Below are 16990 nucleotides of genomic sequence, written 5' to 3' on the forward strand. Positions count from 1 at the left end.
CCCCCCCCCCCCCCCCCCCCCCCCCCCCCCCCCCCCCCCCCCCCCCCCCCCCCCCCCCCCCCCCCCCCCCCCCCCCCCCCGCCCCGTTCCGGCATCGACGGAAACGGGTCCGAACTGCCAACTCCCGGTACGGCGACGCAAGCACACCACACCACCGTTTATGTGTGCTACCTTTCGTAACATTAATACGGCTACGAGTGTAAACTCAGTGCGGTTGGAGGTTGTCGTGTCCGGCACGATGCACGAAGCGATAGGACGGCTCGCCGCGCCCGGCACCGAGGGCGGCGGCGCGGCGCTGGATCGGGTGGCGATCATGACCGGCTCCGCGGGCCTGATCGCGCTCGCCCTGCTCTGGGTCGGGTACCTGCACCGGACTCGACGCATCACCTGGCTCGGCGCACTGGCCGACCGCATCGGCGCCGTCTTCAACCGGCCCGGCTGGGTGGCCCTGCCCATCGTGATGTTCCTCGCCACCATCCTCACCGCGCTGCTCGGCTTCATCTGGGACGTCAGCCTGCACGTCGGCAACGGCCGCGACGAGGGACCGCTGGCCAATCCGGCGCACTACTTCATCCTGGCCGGCCTGTTCTTCCTGTTCACCGCCGGAATGCTGGCGATCGTGCTGCCCATGGACGAGAAGCCGGGCGCGGCGGCGGTGCGGATCACGCGCACCTGGTACGCGCCCGTCGGCGGCATCCTCATCGCGGGCGCCGGCCTCTACGCGCTCATCGGGTTTCCGCTCGACGACATCTGGCACAGGATGTTCGGCCAGGACGTCACGCTGTGGGGACCCACGCACCTCATGCTGATCGGCGGCGCAGGGCTTTCCCTGGTCGGCGTGCTGCTGCTGGAATTCGAGGGCAGCCGCAACCGGCCGGACCCGGATCGCGCGGACGGACGCCTGATCTGGACGCTGCGCGCGTTCGCGTTCGGCGGCCTCATCATCGGCCTCTCGGTGTTCCAGGTGGAATTCGATTTCGGCGTCGAACAGTTCCGGCTGGTGCTGCAACCGATGCTGATCGTCGCGGCCGCCACCGTCTCGCTGGTCGCCGCTCGCGCGACGCTGGGCGCGTTCAGCACCTTCGTGGTGGTCGGCTTCGCCGCGGTCGTGCGCGGGGTGGTGGCATTCCTGGTCGGCGGGCCGATCATCGACGCGCCGCGCAACGTCTTCCCGCTCTACCTCGGCGCCGCCGTCGTCGTGGAACTGCTCGCCCTGCTCCCGTTGGCGCGCAAGCCGCTCTGGTGGGGCGCGGCGGCGGGCCTCGCGGTGGCCACCGTCGGCGTCTGGCTCGAATCCCGGTGGGTCGACGCCGTATTCGTCGATCCGTGGCCGGCGGCGATGTGGCCGGAACTGCTGGCGATGAGCGTGCCGACCGGCATCGCGGGCGGCGTCGTCGGCGCGCTGCTCGGCATGGTGCTGCGCGCGGAGCCGCTGCCGCGCCCGCCGGTGCGCCGCGCCATGATGGTCGCCGCGGTGCTGATCGTCGCCGCCGCCACGACCAACGGCCTGATCGTTCGCGTCCCCGATCAGGCGAGCGCCACCGTCGCGCTGCGCGACGCCGAGCCCGTCGACGGCGGCCGCATGGTGACCGCCGATGTGCGACTAGACCCGGCCGACCTGGTCGGCTCGGATCCCGAGTGGTTGCAGATCCTGGCCTGGCAGGGCGGCGTCGGGTCGGACAGCCCCGGCCGCGGCCTGGTCGTCGATCAGCTGCGGCGAGTCGGCGACGGCCACTACGTCTCGACGAAACCCGTTCCGGCGCACGGATCATGGAAGACCGTGCTGCGCCTGCAGGACGGCCGCACGCTGACCGCGCTGCCGATCTTCATGCCCTACGACGCCGGTATCGGCGCGGCGGAGGTCGCCGCTCCGCCGGAGTTCACCCGCCCATTCGTCGCCGAGATCACGGTGCTTCAGCGGGAGCGTTCGTTCGATCACCCCGACTGGCTGTTCGGCGCGGCCTCGCTGGTCGTGCTGGTGTGCAGCGCGATCCTCATCGGCGCGCTGTCCTGGGGCGCGGCGCGGATCAACGACCGCTACTCCATCACCGCCCGGACCGACGCGACCGCGCCGGTGACGGCGGGATGACCACGCCCGGCGACGGCGTGGACCTGCTGGCGGACCATTCCGTTCTGCTGGCGATCCCCGCCTTCCTTCCCGCGCTCGCCGTGGTGGGCATCATCGTGCTCATCGCGGTGCGCGACCGCCGCGCCGAGCGGCGCGAGGGCCAACCGAACGAGAAGTCCCCCGCGAGCGGCGACGAGGAGACCCGATGACTCGCACCTGGCGAGACGCGGCGGTTGCCCTCGCGGTGGTGGCCGCCGCGCTCGGCTGTTCCGCGGAGGACAGCACGAAGCAGCCGGGCGTGAGCGCGACCGCCGAAGCCGACGCCGTCGTCGTGGAGTTCCGTATCGCGAACGGGACGGTGAGTCCCGTCAACGCGCGCAGGGACGCGAAGGTCGGCCAGCCGATCGATCTCGTCGTCGACAGTGACTCCGAGGACGAACTCCACGTGCACGCCACGCCGGAGTACACCTTCGTGGTCCGCCCCGGGGCCGGTCAGCGCTTCCGGTTCACGGTGGAGGTGCCGGGCCGGGTCGAGGTCGAGTTGCATCACGCGCACAAGACCGTCGCCACGGTCGTCGTTCGCCCGTGATCGAGATCAGCGCGCACGGGATCTCCGGTGCGACCGATCTGCCGATTCCGTTGTCCTACGCGTTGATCGGCGCCGCCTGGGCCCTGACGTTCTCCTTCGCCGTGCTGGCCTTCGCGTGGCGCGAGCCGCGACTGGATCCGGATTCGCCCGGCGCGCCGCTGCCCGGGTTCGCGCGCGCCGTGGTCGATTCCACTGCGGTGCGCACCATGCTGGGCGGCATCGGACTGCTCGGCGCGCTCGCGGTCCTGGTCGCCGGGCTCTTCGGTACGTCCGACTCGGCGCGCAATCCGGTGCCGGGGATCGTCTACATCTTCGTGTGGGTCGGGGTGATGGTGGCCTCGCTGGCGCTGGGGCCCGTGTGGAAGATCCTCTCCCCCACCCGCGCACTGCACCGCTCGATCTGCCGGGTGACGGGGCGGCCGCCCGAGTACGGGCCGCTGCGCTATCCCGAAGCGTGGGGCAACCGTCCCGCGGCGCTGGGCCTGTTCTCCTTCGTGTGGCTGGAATTGGCGTTCCCCGAACCGGGTTCGGTACTCGCCGTGACGATCTGGTTTCTCGGCTACCTGATCGCCGGAACCGCGGGCCTCGTGGTTTTCGGCACGGCGTGGGCCGAACACGGCGATCCGCTCGAGGTGTACAGCAGTCTGCTGGCGCGGCTGAGTCCCTTCGCCCGCCGCGAGACCGGCGTCCCGGTGCTGCGGTGGCCGCTGAACAATCTCGCGGGCACGCCCGCACTGGCCGGTTCGGTCGCGGTGGCGGCGACGCTGCTGGGATCCACTGCCTTCGACAGCTTTTCGATGTTCGCCGGGTGGCGTGACTTCCTCGATCGGGTGGGCGGCGACTCCACCCTGGCGACCACGCTGCTGCGCACCGCGGGCTTGCTCGGGTTCATCGCCGTGGTCGGCGGCGTCTTCGGTCTGGCGGCCCGGGCGACCGGCGGCCTCACGAAACCCGAACGGGCGCTGCTGCCGAGGCGGCTCGCGCACAGCCTCACCCCGATCGTGGCGGGCTACCTGATCGCGCACTACCTCAGCTTTCTCGTCGAGAAGGGGCAGGCGACGCTGATCCTGTGCGCCGACCCCTTCCAGCGCGGATGGAACATCCTCGGGCTGGCCGACCTCGACGTGCACTACATCCTGTCCACCCACCCCGCTGTGCTGGCCAGCCTCAAGGTGCTCGCCGTGCTCACCGGTCACATCCTCGGCGTCGCCGCGGCCCACGATCGCTGCCTGCGGCTGCTGCCTCCCGCGCACCGGCTCACCGGTCAGCTGGCGCTGATGCTGACCATGATCGGCTTCACCTTCACCGGCCTGTACCTGCTGTTCGAGGCCTGACCCGCCGCGGACGCGCGATGTCGGTCGTCATCGTCCGGCCCGGCTCGAACACCGGCTTCGGCAGGATCTCCACCGCAGGGTCGACCGGCGCACCGATGGCCCGGCCGCTTTCGAGATTGCGGTATTTAAATACCGCATCTACCCTGGGGCGCATGGTTCGTTTGCCGCTGACGCCCGCCCAGATCGAGGCGGGCCGCCGCTTGGGCGCTCTGCTGCGCGCGGCCCGCGGCCCGCGCGATCTCACCGAGGTGGCCACCGCGGCGGGGATCTCGCCGGAGACGCTGCGCAAGATCGAGACCGGTCGGCTGCCGTCGCCCGCGTTCGGGACCGTGGTCGCACTGAGCCAGGCACTCGACCTTCCGCTCCAGGAACTCGCCGACACGTGGCGATCGGCTGGGCTGGCCGAATCAGCCTGAGCCGCTATCGATTCGAGGGGCCCGAGACTTCCAGGGTGCCCAGCGTGCGGCGGGCGACGGCGAAGAGCTCCGACTTCGACTGCTCCAGCCGGTCCCCGATCGGCACATAGCCGTCGGCCCTGCCGAACGATCTCGTCGAGCGCGCGCCCGTAACGCACCGTCGACTGATTCAGGGACGACCGAGCGAACCCCTACGGACGCCCGGACTCAGCCGCGGCGGGTTCGCGGCCGGTTCGGTTTCCCTTTCCGCGAATGCGGCAATAAACTCCCGACCGTGGCGAATCTGCGGATCAGCGAGGCGGCCGCCCTCATGGGCGTCAGCGACGACACCGTGCGGCGGTGGATCGATCAGGGGCGACTGCCCGCGATCCTGCTCGACAACGGGCGCAAGGGCGTCGACGGCCGCGATCTCGCCGAATTCCTGCGCGCCAACGCCGAGGCGCCCGCGCCCGGCGTCACCGTGGCGGCGTCCGCCCGCAACCGTATGCGCGGCATCGTGACCCGCATCGTCAAGGACACGGTCATGGCCCAGGTCGAGATGCAGGCCGGGCCGTTCCGGCTGGTCTCGCTGCTGAGCCGTGAATCGGTCGACGAGCTCGGGCTCGAGGTCGGCAGCGTCGCCGTCGCGTCGGTGAAGTCCACGCACGTCGTTGTCGAAATACCGGAAAGTTGATGAGGATGACACTGTTTCGCACGGTGAGCGCGGTCACCGCGACGCTCGTACTCGCGTCTCTGACGGGCTGCGGCTCCGACGACGCACCGGCCACGGGTGACTCCGTGACCGGCACCGTGACCGTCTTCGCCGCCGCCTCGCTCACCGAGACCTTCACCGAACTCGGCAAGCAGTTCGAGGCCGCACATCCGGGCGTCAAGGTCGTCTACAGCTTCGGGGCCAGCTCCGCGCTCGCCGAGCAGATCAACCAGGGCGCCCCCGCCGACGTGTTCGCCTCGGCGGCGCCGAAGAACATGCAGCAGGTCGTCGACAAGGGCGAGGTCACCGCGACGCCGTCCACCTTCGTGCGCAACCGGCTGACGATCGCGGTGCCGAAAGGCAATCCAGGACACATCGCCGGGCTGACCGATTTCGGCAAGTCCGAACCCAAGCTCGCGCTGTGCGCCGAGCAGGTGCCGTGCGGGGCCGCGGCGCAGAAGGTCTTCGAAGCCGCGGGCGTCACTCCGCAGCCCGACACCCGCGAACCCGACGTCAAGGCCGTGCTGACCAAGGTGACGCTCGGCGAAGTCGACGCCGCGCTCGTTTACCGCACCGACGTGCGGGCCGCGAGCGACAAGGTGGAGAGCATCGACTTCCCGGAGGCCGACAAGGCGGTCAACGACTACCCGGTCGCGCCGCTGGCCGAGTCTCCCAACCCGGCCGCGGCGCAGGCCTTCGTGGACTTCGTCAAGTCGGACAAGGCCAAGGCGGTGTTCGCGCAGGCCGGCTTCGACACACCGTGACCGCACCCGCACGACGGCGGGCGGTCCGCGGGCGGCGACCGCTCGTCCTGGTGCTGCCCGCCGTCTGCGGGTTGCTGTTCCTGCTCGTCCCGCTGGCAGGGCTGCTGCTGCGGGCGCCGTGGCAGACCATGCCGGAACGCCTGTTCAGCGCCGAAGTAGGTGAGGCACTGCGGCTTTCGCTGTTCTGCGCGAGCCTCGCCACGGTCGTCTGCCTGCTGCTCGGTATTCCGCTCGCTTGGCTGCTCGCTCGCGGGGAAGTGCCCGGCCGCGGGCTGATTCGCGCGCTCGTCACCGTGCCGCTGGTGCTGCCGCCCGTGGTCGGCGGTGTCGCACTGCTGCTGGTGCTCGGCAGGCGCGGGCTGGCCGGCCGGTACCTCTACGACTGGTTCGGCGTCTCGCTGCCGTTCACGACGGCGGGCGTGGTGGTGGCCGAGGCCTTCGTGGCGATGCCGTTCCTGGTCATCTCCGTGGAGGGAGCGCTGCGCGCCGCGGATGTGCGGTTCGAGGAAGCCGCCGCCACCCTCGGCGCGTCGCGCTGGTACGCCTTCCGCCGCGTCACGCTGCCGTCGGTGCTGCCCGGCGTGGTCGCGGGCGCGGTGCTCTGCTGGGCCCGCGCGCTCGGCGAATTCGGGGCGACGATCACCTTCGCGGGCAACTTTCCCGGCAAGACCACCACCATGCCGCTGGCGGTGTACCTCGCGCTGGAGACCGATCCGGACGCGGCGATCGTGCTGAGCCTGGTGCTGCTAGTGGTCTCGGTAGGTGTGCTCGTCGCGCTGCGGGAGCGCTGGATCCGAGGTGCGCTGTGACGCTGGACGCCGAAATACGCGTCACCCGTGGCGCATTCAGCCTCGACCTCGCGCTCGCGGCCGAACCGGGCGAAGTGGTGGCGCTGCTCGGGCCGAACGGCGCGGGCAAGACCACCGCGCTTCGGGCGCTGGCCGGCCTGCTCCCGGTGACCGATGGACACCTGCGGCTCGGCGAGCGCACCTGGGACGCGCCGCCGTCGGTGTTCGTGCCCGCCGAACGCCGCGAGGTCGGCGTGGTGTTCCAGGACTACCTGCTCTTCGCGCACCTCTCCGCGCTGGACAACGTCGCCTTCGGCCTGCGCGCCCGCGGCCACCGTCGCGCCGAAGCCCGGCAGCGCGCCGCCGAATGGCTCGACCGGGTCGGGCTCGCCGAGCACGCGCACCGTAAACCTCGCGCGCTGTCCGGCGGTCAGGCTCAGCGCGTCGCGCTGGCCCGCGCGCTGGTCACCGACCCGCGGCTGCTGCTGCTCGACGAGCCGCTCGCCGCGCTCGACGCGAGCACCCGGCTCCAGGTGCGTTCCGATCTGGCCCACCATCTGCGCGACTACCCTGGCCACACGGTGCTCGTCACCCACGACCCGCTCGACGCCATGGTGCTCGCCGACCGGCTGATCATCCTCGAACACGGCCGGGTCGTGCAGCAGGGGCCGCCCGCCGAGGTCGCCAGGCAACCACGCTCGGACTACGTGGCGAATCTGGTGGGCCTCAACCTGTATCGCGGCGCCGCCCGCGAGCTCACCGTCGAACTCGACGAGGGCGGCGAGCTCACCGTCGCCGAACCCGCCGACGGACGCGTCCACGTCGCCTTCCCGCCGAACGCGGTGAGCCTGCACCTGGAACGCCCCGAGGGCAGCCCGCGCAACACCTGGCCGGTCACCATCGGCGGCATCGAACAGCACGCCCACACCACCCGCGTCCGCCTCGACGGTCACCCGCCCGTGCTCGCCGATATCACCCCGGCCACGGTCGCCGAACTGCGCCTGCGACCCGGCCTGCGCCTGTGGGCTGCGGTCAAGGCCACCGAGGCGCGGACGTATCCGGCCTGAGCTTCGGGCTGTCAGCTGGGAATCACGACATCGCAGGCGCGACAAGCCTTCTCGCGGGTCCCCGACTCGAGCACGGCGGACCGGTACGCCTCCCACTCGGCCAGCTTGGGCGCGTCCCGGTCGGCGCCCCGCGCGATCATCCGCGCCCTGATCCGATCCGCAGGGGTGTCCAGCCACACCGTGACGATCGGCATCGATCGCGCCGCCTCGGGATAGCCGCGCACGTACTCGCTGAGGGTGCGCCCGGCGGCGTGGGCGTTGCGGATCGTGGACAGGAACGGCGCGTCCAGCACCACCGGCGCGGCGGCGGCGGCAGTCAATCCGGTGCGGATGAGTCCCTCGTACAGGCCGGGCGAGATCAGCGTCCGATAGGTGTCGGAATCGCGGTCGTTGCGGTCGCCGGTCAACTGCTCCATCACCTGTTCCTCGAGCAGCGGCACGAAGCGGTCCTTGTCCAGCACCACGGCGCCGCACAGCGCGCGCAGATACGCTGCGGCCGTGGACTTCCCGGAGGCGGGGAAGCCGCAGAGCAGTACCAGCCCGCGGCGCCCAAGGGCCTCGGCCACCGGGCGCAGCCGCTCCCGCACAGGCGTCGGCACGCGCACGTCCAGCTGATCGCGGTTCTCCAGCATCGCTCCAGTCCACCACATCGCGGCGGCTCGACAACCGTCCGAGCCGGTCGACCGCGCGGGCTCAGACCGCGGCGGCCTCGGTGTCGGCGACGACCTCCCCGATCCACGGCAGCACCGCGTCGCGCACCGTACCGTGGCGGGCGGCAGCCCGTCGGCGGCCAGCAGGTCGGCGGCGCGCTGCTGCTCGTCGAGGAACGCTTCGGTGGCCGACCGGACGCCGAACGGCCTGCCGCGCAACGCCGCCTCCCACGCGTCCAGGTCGGCGGACCCGCCGCGGGCGACCGCGTCGTCGACGAAATACTGCGCGGCGGCCCGCGGGTGGGCGGTGATCCACGCGTCCGATTCGAGAGCGGGATTTCCTAGGCGACGAGCACTTCCGGGATCGACTCCATCAGCCGAGCCCACTCCGGGTACATCGCGAGCTTGCGTTCGTGCATGGCCATGATCTTGGCGCCGAGCTCCGGATCCATGTCGTCGGAGACGTCCGGGCCGATCGCGAGCTTGGCCAGGTGCGGAATGATGCCGGGATCGCCCGCGAGGTGCACCGGGTCGTGCATGTAGCGCTCGAGCGCCGCCAGGTCGGCGATGCCGACGCAGTAGCTGTGCGTGTACCCCGCCGTCGGATCTCCCAGGTGCTGCCCGACCGCCGAGAACGACACCGATTCCACCCCCGCCGTGCGCCGCATCGCGGCGAGGACGTCCGCTTTCCGCTCCTCCGTCGCCTCGTCGCGGAACGCGAAACGCAGCAGGTGAACGATCATGACAATCTCCTCAGCGCGGACAGGTCGTAGCGCGAGCCGCCGCCAGGATCAGCGACGCCTGCGGACCGTAGGTCTTGTTGTCCGCGGCCAGGCGCAGGATCCGATCGGGCCGAGCCAGGTTGAGGACGCCGTCTGGTGCGGTCGCCGCACCGCGCGCAGCGACTCGGCGGCATCGGTGAGGCGCGCTTGGAGCGCGCCGAACTTCCCTGATCGGTGATATCTCCTCGTGCCGAACCCACGCTGTGCTGCCGGCCACTCACGGTACGGAGGCCGCGGCACCGACAACCATGAGCCCAGTGGCCAGAACCTGCTCTTTTCGGCCAGAGTCGGCGAGCTTCCTCCGCCGATTTGACCTGAACCTTTGTTCGGGTACGAAGCTCACGGCCATGGACGCAACGACAGACGAATCGCCGGTGGTCGAGGACACGACCGTGGATCACACCGAGGACATCGCCGCAATCAAGCGATTGGTGGCCGATGTGGAGGAGGGCTTCAACAACAAGGACGCGGAGCTGATGGTCAGCGGGTTCACGGCCAACGCGTCGGCGGGGAACGCGATGGGCACGGTGATCACCGGACGGGAGGCGCTGCTCGACGCGGGGCGCAAGGGGCTGGCCGGGTTCCTGAAAGACGAGTACGCGAGGTACGAGGTGACCGACATCGTCTTCCTGCGCCCCGATGTCGCCGTCGCGCACAAGGCGGCGCGGGCGATCACGACGGACGGCGAGCCGATCGACCACGACCCGGCGATGGTCGCGCTGTACGTCCTGGTGAAGGAGAACGGCCGGTGGTGGACGGCGGCGCGGCACAACACGCTCGTTCCGAAGGCCGGATGAGGAGCGGGGCGAACAACCCCCGAACAGAACAGTCCCCGGTAGTCTCCATCGATTTCCATGAGTCTCAGTCGTCGCTGACGACTCCGGTCTTCGACTGGCTTGCCGGGGGCCTAGCCGGATCTTGAAGATTTGTCACTACATTCTTTGGACGTCTCCGCCGTTTGTACGACTCTTCTTCGGTGTTTCCGGTATACAACCTATCGTCCTCGGTTTTCCCCGCTAGTCAATAGCTGGACACCCCAATTTTCGACGCATTTCCGCCGCTCACCGCCGCCATCGGCACCCGCCGCGCCCTCCCCGCGAACCCGGGGCAGACCTGGCCGCCCCCACCCCTCGGCGAGGCGGGCTTCCCGCAGAGACTCGACACGCCGCGCAGATGCCGTATCGCCCATGCAGCGTTTCGAGAGTCCGCGCGAACCGATTTTCCGCGGAAATGAAAAGCGGGATGTCCGGAAATTGCGAGGGCGTGAGTGCGGCCCGTCCGGAATTCGTCCAGGACGGGCCGCCGGTGGTCGCGGGGCCGTTCCCCCCGCGATTGCTCGGCTCAGGCGTTCGCGCCGATGATCCCGCCGATCACGGCGCCGATGATGCAGCCGGGAATGGCGGGAAGGATGAGGAAGATCGCGCCGATCAATGCGCCGATCACACAGCCGATCGCGATACCACCGATCGTCGTTCCCGCATCGCCGATGAACGCCAGTTCCGGCCGGACCGGGCCGCTCACCGGGGTGAGCGTCAATTCCGTTGCGCTCGCGTCGATTACCGACGCGACTTGCACCTGCTGCCCCGCCACGGTGTGCAGCGTGGTCGGCAGGCTGCCGATCACCGTGCCGTCGGGCGCGTGCACCAGCACCGCGTCCGGCGCGACCTCGAAGGTCCCGGACGCGAGGGTGAGCGTGGCACCCGAGCGATCCGGCGCCACCGAGGCCGTGTACTCGACCCCCCGGTCCACCCCCGCCACCACGCCGCCGGGCGAGCCGTTGGCGGTCGCGGTGGCGATGCCGGTGGTCGCGGCAACGGTCAGCACCGCGGCCGCTATCAACTTTTTGATCATGATGAATCTCCATCATCCGGCCGATCCGAATATTGTGTGCCCCGAGAATCGGCTTTAGGGACATCGATAATGATGCGCCATGGGCGCTCTCGGTGTCGATAGAATGACGAGACCGAATTGTGTTGCAAGATCAGCGAATCGGCCCTGGAATTGGGGGGTTGCCAATTCTGGTCGATGGTATTTGCGCGCTCGAATCCACCGATAACTGGAACGAAACAACATGCGGCACAATAAAAACCGAGGCGTCGTTTTGCGGTGGTATACCACGGCATCGGTGGCGGGCGGACCTGATCATAACCGGGTCCGCCCGCACGACGCCGAGGCTACTCGAGCTCGCCCTCGGTCTCCAGGTACACCTGGCGCAACCGGTCCAGCGTCTCCGGCTCGGGGGCGGCCCACATGCCGCGCTCGGCCGCCTCCAGCAGCCGTTCGGTGATACCGTGCAGCGCCCACGGGTTGGACTGCTCCATGAACTTGCGGTTCACGTCGTCGAAAACGTAGCTCTCGGTGAGCTTTTCGTACATCCAGTCGGCGACGACGTCGGTGGTGGCGTCATAGCCGAACAGGTAGTCGACGGTGGCCGCCATCTCGAACGCGCCCTTGTAGCCGTGCCTGCGCATCGCCTCCAGCCAGCGGGGGTTCACCACGCGGGCACGGAACACCCGCGAGGTCTCCTCCGACAGCGTCCTGGTGCGCACCGCGTCGGGCCGGGTGCTGTCGCCGATGTAGGCCTCCGGGTTCTTGCCCGTGAGCGCGCGTACGGTGGCGACCATGCCGCCGTGGTATTGGAAGTAGTCGTCGGAGTCGGCGATGTCGTGCTCGCGGGTGTCGGTGTTCTTGGCGGCCACGGTGATTCGGCGGTAGGCCGAGCGCATGTCGTCGGCGGCAGGAGCGCCGTCGAGATCGCGACCGTAGGCGTAGCCGCCCCACGCGGTGTAGACCTGCGCGAGATCGTCGTCGGTGCGCCAGCTCTTGGAATCGATGAGCTGAAGCAGGCCCGCGCCGTAGGTGCCGGGCTTGGAGCCGAAGATGCGGGTAGTGGCGCGGCGGGCGTCGCCGTGCTCGGCGAGATCCGACTGGGCGTGCGCGCGAACGTAATTCGATTCCGCGGGCTCGTCGAGATCGGCCACCAGCCGGACCGCGTCGTCGAGCAGGGCGAGCACGTGCGGGAAGGCGTCGCGGAAGAATCCGCTGATGCGCACGGTCACGTCGATGCGCGGCCTGCCGAGCTCGGACAGCGGGATCACCTCGAGGGTGGTGACGCGACGGCTGGCCTCGTCCCACACCGGGCGCACGCCGAGCAAGGCGAAGACCTCGGCGATGTCGTCGCCGGAGGTGCGCATGGCCGAGGTGCCCCACACCGAAAGCCCCACCGAGCGTGGGTATTCACCGTGATCGGCCCGATAGCGTTCGACCAGCGATTCGGCCATGGCCTGCCCGGTCTCCCAGGCCAGCCGCGACGGCACTGCCTTCGGATCGACAGAGTAGAAATTGCGGCCGGTGGGCAGCACGTTGATCAGGCCGCGCAGCGGCGAACCGCTCGGGCCCGCCGGGACGAATCCGCCGTTCAAGGCGTGCAGCACCCGCTCGATCTCGACACCGGTCTGCCGCAGGCGCGGCACCACTTCGGTGGCGGCGAACCGCAGTACGGCCCGCACCGCGCCTGCCGTGCCGGGCTCCGCGCCTGCGACGGCCGCCGCCCCCGAGGGCGCCAGGGCGCCCGCGAAGTCCGCGACCAGTCCGTCGATCGCGTCGACCGACCACTCGGCGGCCTGCAACGCGCCGAGCAGCTCGCGCGCCCTGCCCTCGATCAGGTCGACCCGCTCGCGGGCCTCGCCGCCGGATTCGTTCAGTCCCAACGCTTCTCGCAGGCCGGGCACCGACACCTCGCCGCCCCACAGCTGCCGGGCGCGCAACATCGCCAGCACCAGGTCGAGTTCGCCCTCGCCGACGGGCGCCTGGCCGAGGACGTGCAGTCCGTCGCGGATCTGCACGTCCTTGATCTCGCAGAGCCAGCCGTCGACGTGCAACAGCATGTCGTCGAAGGACTCCTCGTCCGGGCGTTCGGTGAGCCCGAGGTCGTGGTCCATCTTGGCCGCGCGCATCAGCGTCCAGATCTGCTGGCGGATGGCGGGCAGCTTGGCCGGGTCGAGGGCGGAGATATTGGCGTGCTCGTCGAGCAGTTGCTCCAATCGCGAGATGTCGCCGTAGCTTTCGGCGCGCGCCATGGGCGGGATGAGGTGGTCGACCAGGGTCGCGTGCGCGCGGCGCTTGGCCTGGGTGCCCTCACCGGGATCGTTGACCAGGAACGGGTAGATCAGCGGCAGATCGCCCAGCGCCGCGTCGGTGCCGCACGAGGCCGACATGCCGAGGGTCTTGCCCGGCAACCACTCCAGGTTGCCGTGCTTGCCGAGATGCACCATGGCGTCCGCGCCGAAACCGCCCGTGGCCTGGGGCGCCGCCAGCCAGCGGTAGGCGGCCAGGTAGTGGTGGCTGGGCGGCAGATCGGGATCGTGGTAGATCGCGACCGGGTTCTCGCCGAAGCCGCGCGGCGGCTGCACCATCAGCACCACGTTTCCGAAACGCAGTGCGGCGATGACGATTTCGCCCTTCGGGTCGGCCGAACGGTCGACGTACAGCTCGCCGGGCGGCGGGCCCCACGCCTCGACGACGGCCTCGCGCAGGTCCTCGGGAAGGGTCTCGAACCACGCGGTGTAGGTGGCGGCGCCGATGCGGATCGGGTTGCCCTCCAACTGTTCGGCGGTGAGCCAGTCCGGGTCCTGGCCGCCCGCCGCGATGAGCGCGTGGATCAGGGCGTCGCCGTCGCGCTCGTCCAGCCCGGGAATCTCCCCTGAGTCGCCGAGATCGTAACCGGCGGAGCGCAATTCGGTCAGCAGCCGGATGGCGCTCGCAGGGGTGTCGAGGCCGACGGCGTTGCCGATGCGGGCGTGCTTGGTGGGATAGGCGGAGAGCACGACGGCCAGCCGCTTCTCGGCGGCCGGGATGTGGCGCAGCCGCGCGTACCGCGTCGCGATGCCCGCGACCCGCGCGGACCGCTCCGGATCGGGGACGTAGGTGGACAGGCCGTCGGCGTCGAACTCCTTGAACGAGAACGGCACCGTGATGATGCGACCGTCGAATTCCGGTACGGCCACCTGGGTCGCGACGTCCAGCGGCGAGAGGCCGTCGTCGTTGTCCTCCCACTGGTCGCGGCCGCTGGTCAGGCACAGGCCCTGCAGAATCGGCACGTCCAGGTCGGCGAGCGCGCCGACGTCCCACGCCTCGTCGTCGCCGCCCGCCGACGCGGTGGCCGGTTTGGTGCCGCCCGCGGCGAGCACGGTGACGACCAGCGCGTCGGCCTGCCGCAGCGTGGTCAGCAGCTCGGGTTCGGCGGTGCGCAGCGAGGCGCAGTACAGCGGCAGCGGTCGCGCGCCCGCGTCCTCGATCGCGGCGCACAGCGCGTCGACGTAGCCGGTGTTGCCCGCCAGATGCTGGGCGCGGTAGTAGATCACCGCGACGGTCGGCACACCGGCGACGGGCGCCGGGTGACGGGCCGCGCGCTCGAGCTCGCCCCAGCTCGGCAGCTGCACCGGCGGCGCGAAGCCGTGGCCGGTGAGCAAGACCGTGTCGGACAGGAAGTTGTGCAGCTGCCGCAGGTTCTCCGGACCGCCCGCGGCCAGGTAGTTGTGCGCGTCGGCCGCGACGCCGCCCGGCACCGTGGAGCATTCCATGAGCTCGGCGTCCGGCGCGATCTCGCCGCCGAGCGCCACCGTCGGCACGCCGCTGTCACGCAGCGCGGCAAGCCCGTCCTCCCAGGCGCGCTTGCCGCCGAGGATGCGGACGACCACGAGATCGGCTCCGTCCAGCAGCCCGGGCAGGTCGTCGACCAGCAGGCGGGCGGGATTGCCCAGCCGGTAGTCCGCGCCGCTGGCGCGCGCGCTGAGCAGATCGGTGTCGGACGTGGACAGCAGCAGGATCACGGGTGACCTTCCTCGGGTGACGCGCCCATCGGGGTGTGGTGCTCGCCGGAGAGGGTCTGGCTGTTCACAGTGGCGCGACCGCACCGGAATTGCACCGGTTTCCTCGTCGCCCGCCGAGCACGCCGATGCTACCCGGCCCGGTGCGGACCGCCGCACCCCCGGTTCAGGACAGGTCGGCGTTGCCGTCGACGACCTTGAGCAGATAGTGGAACCTGTTGATGCGCCAGCCCGCGGGCGTGCGCTCGACGCCGAGGTCGTAGCTGCCGACGAAGGTGCGGGTCTTGCCGTTGGCGGCGTCGTTCTTCACGTGCACGGCGATGGAGTCCGCGTGCACGTCGGCGGTGTCGCCGTCGCGATCGATCAGGTAGTTGCCCGCCTGATGGTGGATCGCGTCGAGGTCGCCGAGGCCCGCGCGCCAGTCGGCGACGATGTCGGCGGCAGGGCGCGACGCGGCGGGGTCGCCGAAACCGCCGTCGAAATCGACCTTCGCGGTGAACACCTCGGCCAGATCGTCCCAGCGCTTCTGGTCGCAGTAGACGAACATCTGGGTGGCGAGGTCGATGATCGCCAAACGATCTGCGACATCGGAGAAATCGGTCATGTCCGCCACCCTATCGATCGCGCGGGTCACCGCGCTCGGTGAATTCCCCCACGAGGCGCGATCTCGCGGCGCGGTCGCGCACGTAGGCTGAAGGAGCTATGACCAGAACCGCCCCCGATTCCTGCCCCGGCGTGCTCCGGCTCCATCAGGCCGCCGACGGACCGCTCGCGCGCATCAGGGTGCCCGGCGGACGCCTCACGCCGGAGCAGGTGCTGGCCTTGGCCGCCGCGGCGAGCGAACTCGGCGACGGCGCGATCGAACTCACCTCTCGCGGCAATCTCCAGCTGCGGCAGGTGCGCGACGCCGCGGAGCTGACCGCGCGCGCGACCGCCGCCGGACTGCTGCCGAGCCGGACACACGAGCGGGTGCGCAACATCGTGGCCTCGCCGCTGTCCGGGCGGGTCGGCGGACTCGCGGACGTGCGCGGGCTGGTCGGCGCGCTCGACGCCCGGCTGTGCGCGGAGGCCCGGTTGGCGGAACTGCCGGGGCGGGTCCTGTTCACGCTCGACGACGGACGCGGCGACGTCAGCGCACTGGATGGCGACATCGGCGTCCACGCGGTCGGTCCCGACGAGTTCGCACTGCTGCTGGCTGGGGCCGACACCCGCGTCCGTGTCGCCGGATCAGAGGCCGTCGATATCGTGCTGGCCGCGTCGGCGAGTTTCCTCGAGGTGAGCTCGGGGCAGTGGCGGCTACACGAGATCGCGGACGGCCCGGCCCGAATCGTCGAGTCGCTCGGTCTGGCTCCCGGTGCGGAGCGCGTGGAAATCCTCCCCGTCCAGGATGTTCCGATCGGCTGGCTGAACCAGGACGACGGCTTGGTCGCGCTCGGCGCGGGCGTGCGGCTCGGCGCGCTCGACGCCCGCGTCGCCGAATTCGTCGCGGCCATCGAACGTCCGGTGATCGTCACGCCGTGGCGCAGCCTGGTCATCGCCGACCTCGACGAGTGGGCCGCCGAACAGGTGGTGCGCGTCCTGGCCCCGATGGGCTTGATCTTCGACGCCGCCTCCCCCTGGCTGCACGTCAGCGCCTGCGCCGGACAGCCCGGCTGCGCGAAGTCGCTCACGGACGTGCGCGCCGATGTCACCGCCGCCGTCGAATCCGGCCGCGTGCTTGCCGAGGGCGCGTCGACCGACACCGCGCACGAGCAGGCCGTCCCCGCCGAAGAGGTCAGGGTCGCGGGCCGCCAGCACTGGTCCGGCTGCGACCGCCGCTGCGGACGCCCGCGCGGCGAGGTCACCGACGTGGTGGCGACTCCCGACGGCTATCGGGTCGACTGAGTCACACGGCTACCGACCACACGGCGACCTCACCGCCGCGGCGACAACTCACGACGGCTACCGCGTCGACTGATCGCACCCCCTGCCCGGAACCAGCCGCGTCTGCGGTGGCGCCGAGCCCATTCCGGC

The 16990-nt window shown here is 70.6% G+C and carries 16 protein-coding genes and 1 pseudogene; 11 read left to right on the top strand and 6 right to left on the bottom strand.

What is annotated here, in order from left to right; genetic code table 11:
* Window positions 1-238: 238 nt before the first annotated feature.
* The 9 genes from AC3ERS_RS17070 (at window position 239) to AC3ERS_RS17110 (ending at window position 7717) form a co-directional block, all read left to right on the top strand.
* Complete coding sequence (locus tag AC3ERS_RS17070; RefSeq protein WP_431969085.1) at window positions 239-2089, top strand: hypothetical protein; 1851 nt, start codon at window positions 239-241, stop codon at window positions 2087-2089.
* Entirely contained in the window at window positions 2086-2277 is a 192-nt protein-coding gene (locus AC3ERS_RS17075) for a hypothetical protein (RefSeq protein WP_431968568.1), read from the top strand. Before AC3ERS_RS17070 ends, AC3ERS_RS17075 begins: the two co-directional genes overlap by 4 nt.
* Window positions 2274-2657: a hypothetical protein gene (locus tag AC3ERS_RS17080; RefSeq protein WP_431968570.1), complete on the top strand. Its 384-nt coding sequence runs from the start codon at window positions 2274-2276 to the stop codon at window positions 2655-2657. Before AC3ERS_RS17075 ends, AC3ERS_RS17080 begins: the two co-directional genes overlap by 4 nt.
* Window positions 2657-3991 carry a hypothetical protein gene (locus AC3ERS_RS17085; protein WP_431969087.1) on the top strand — a complete coding sequence of 445 codons (1335 nt, stop codon included), beginning with the start codon at window positions 2657-2659 and terminating at the stop codon, window positions 3989-3991. The genes AC3ERS_RS17080 and AC3ERS_RS17085 overlap by 1 nt, the downstream gene beginning before the upstream one ends.
* Window positions 3992-4143: 152 nt before the next feature.
* On the top strand, window positions 4144-4407 hold the full coding sequence (locus AC3ERS_RS17090; RefSeq protein WP_431968572.1) for a helix-turn-helix transcriptional regulator: 264 nt from the start codon (window positions 4144-4146) through the stop codon (window positions 4405-4407).
* Between the two features lie 274 nt (window positions 4408-4681).
* Window positions 4682-5080, top strand: coding sequence for a TOBE domain-containing protein (locus AC3ERS_RS17095; protein ID WP_431968574.1), 399 nt, complete (start codon window positions 4682-4684; stop codon window positions 5078-5080).
* Window positions 5080-5862, top strand: coding sequence for a molybdate ABC transporter substrate-binding protein (gene modA, locus AC3ERS_RS17100; RefSeq protein WP_431968576.1), 783 nt, complete (start codon window positions 5080-5082; stop codon window positions 5860-5862). Before AC3ERS_RS17095 ends, modA begins: the two co-directional genes overlap by 1 nt.
* The gene (modB, locus tag AC3ERS_RS17105; RefSeq protein ID WP_431968578.1) at window positions 5859-6671 is read left to right on the top strand and encodes a molybdate ABC transporter permease subunit; all 813 of its coding nucleotides are present in this window, start codon (window positions 5859-5861) and stop codon (window positions 6669-6671) included. The genes modA and modB overlap by 4 nt, the downstream gene beginning before the upstream one ends.
* A complete protein-coding gene (locus AC3ERS_RS17110; protein ID WP_431968580.1) occupies window positions 6668-7717 on the top strand; it encodes an ABC transporter ATP-binding protein in 1050 nt (349 codons plus the stop codon). The genes modB and AC3ERS_RS17110 overlap by 4 nt, the downstream gene beginning before the upstream one ends.
* 11 nt (window positions 7718-7728) lie before the next feature.
* On the opposite strand, the gene AC3ERS_RS17115 is transcribed toward AC3ERS_RS17110, so the two are convergent.
* From AC3ERS_RS17115 to AC3ERS_RS17125, 3 genes and pseudogenes are all read right to left on the bottom strand, one after another.
* Complete coding sequence (locus AC3ERS_RS17115) at window positions 7729-8367, bottom strand: P-loop nucleotide/nucleoside kinase family protein (protein ID WP_431968582.1); 639 nt, start codon at window positions 8365-8367, stop codon at window positions 7729-7731.
* 43 nt (window positions 8368-8410) lie between these two features.
* Window positions 8411-8694, bottom strand: a pseudogene (locus tag AC3ERS_RS17120) (ABC transporter substrate-binding protein); the annotation flags it as partial.
* Between the two features lie 14 nt (window positions 8695-8708).
* The gene (locus AC3ERS_RS17125) at window positions 8709-9110 is read right to left on the bottom strand and encodes a Dabb family protein (RefSeq protein ID WP_431968584.1); all 402 of its coding nucleotides are present in this window, start codon (window positions 9108-9110) and stop codon (window positions 8709-8711) included.
* A gap of 386 nt (window positions 9111-9496) precedes the next feature.
* Between AC3ERS_RS17125 and AC3ERS_RS17130 the strand changes: the two genes are divergently transcribed.
* Window positions 9497-9946: an SgcJ/EcaC family oxidoreductase gene (locus tag AC3ERS_RS17130; RefSeq protein WP_431968586.1), complete on the top strand. Its 450-nt coding sequence runs from the start codon at window positions 9497-9499 to the stop codon at window positions 9944-9946.
* 544 nt (window positions 9947-10490) lie between these two features.
* Here the strand turns inward: AC3ERS_RS17130 and AC3ERS_RS17135 are convergent.
* The 3 genes from AC3ERS_RS17135 to AC3ERS_RS17145 form a co-directional block, all read right to left on the bottom strand.
* Window positions 10491-11000 carry a DUF8020 domain-containing protein gene (locus AC3ERS_RS17135; protein WP_431968588.1) on the bottom strand — a complete coding sequence of 170 codons (510 nt, stop codon included), beginning with the start codon at window positions 10998-11000 and terminating at the stop codon, window positions 10491-10493.
* A gap of 323 nt (window positions 11001-11323) precedes the next feature.
* Window positions 11324-14980, bottom strand: a complete 3657-nt coding sequence (cobN, locus tag AC3ERS_RS17140) for a cobaltochelatase subunit CobN (RefSeq protein WP_431968590.1) — start codon at window positions 14978-14980, stop codon at window positions 11324-11326.
* A 163-nt stretch (window positions 14981-15143) separates the two neighbouring features.
* The gene (locus AC3ERS_RS17145; protein WP_431968591.1) at window positions 15144-15581 is read right to left on the bottom strand and encodes a nuclear transport factor 2 family protein; all 438 of its coding nucleotides are present in this window, start codon (window positions 15579-15581) and stop codon (window positions 15144-15146) included.
* Between the two features lie 98 nt (window positions 15582-15679).
* Between AC3ERS_RS17145 and cobG the strand changes: the two genes are divergently transcribed.
* Window positions 15680-16861 carry a precorrin-3B synthase gene (gene cobG / locus AC3ERS_RS17150; RefSeq protein WP_431968593.1) on the top strand — a complete coding sequence of 394 codons (1182 nt, stop codon included), beginning with the start codon at window positions 15680-15682 and terminating at the stop codon, window positions 16859-16861.
* Window positions 16862-16990: the final 129 nt, after the last annotated feature.

Source organism: Nocardia sp. bgisy134 (assembly GCF_057708325.1).

Excerpts from the sequence above, each read along its gene's own strand:
- AC3ERS_RS17130 (WP_431968586.1), top strand. The coding sequence starts at position 9,497 with ATGGACGCAACGACAGACGAATCGCCGGTGGTCGAGGACACGACCGTG.
- AC3ERS_RS17125 (WP_431968584.1), bottom strand. The coding sequence starts at position 9,110 with ATGATCGTTCACCTGCTGCGTTTCGCGTTCCGCGACGAGGCGACGGAG.
- AC3ERS_RS17145 (WP_431968591.1), bottom strand. The coding sequence starts at position 15,581 with ATGACCGATTTCTCCGATGTCGCAGATCGTTTGGCGATCATCGACCTC.
- modA (WP_431968576.1), top strand. The coding sequence starts at position 5,080 with ATGAGGATGACACTGTTTCGCACGGTGAGCGCGGTCACCGCGACGCTC.
- cobG (WP_431968593.1), top strand. The coding sequence starts at position 15,680 with ATGACCAGAACCGCCCCCGATTCCTGCCCCGGCGTGCTCCGGCTCCAT.
- AC3ERS_RS17135 (WP_431968588.1), bottom strand. The coding sequence starts at position 11,000 with ATGATCAAAAAGTTGATAGCGGCCGCGGTGCTGACCGTTGCCGCGACC.
- AC3ERS_RS17070 (WP_431969085.1), top strand. The coding sequence starts at position 239 with ATGCACGAAGCGATAGGACGGCTCGCCGCGCCCGGCACCGAGGGCGGC.
- AC3ERS_RS17080 (WP_431968570.1), top strand. The coding sequence starts at position 2,274 with ATGACTCGCACCTGGCGAGACGCGGCGGTTGCCCTCGCGGTGGTGGCC.
- AC3ERS_RS17115 (WP_431968582.1), bottom strand. The coding sequence starts at position 8,367 with ATGTGGTGGACTGGAGCGATGCTGGAGAACCGCGATCAGCTGGACGTG.
- AC3ERS_RS17090 (WP_431968572.1), top strand. The coding sequence starts at position 4,144 with ATGGTTCGTTTGCCGCTGACGCCCGCCCAGATCGAGGCGGGCCGCCGC.
- AC3ERS_RS17075 (WP_431968568.1), top strand. The coding sequence starts at position 2,086 with ATGACCACGCCCGGCGACGGCGTGGACCTGCTGGCGGACCATTCCGTT.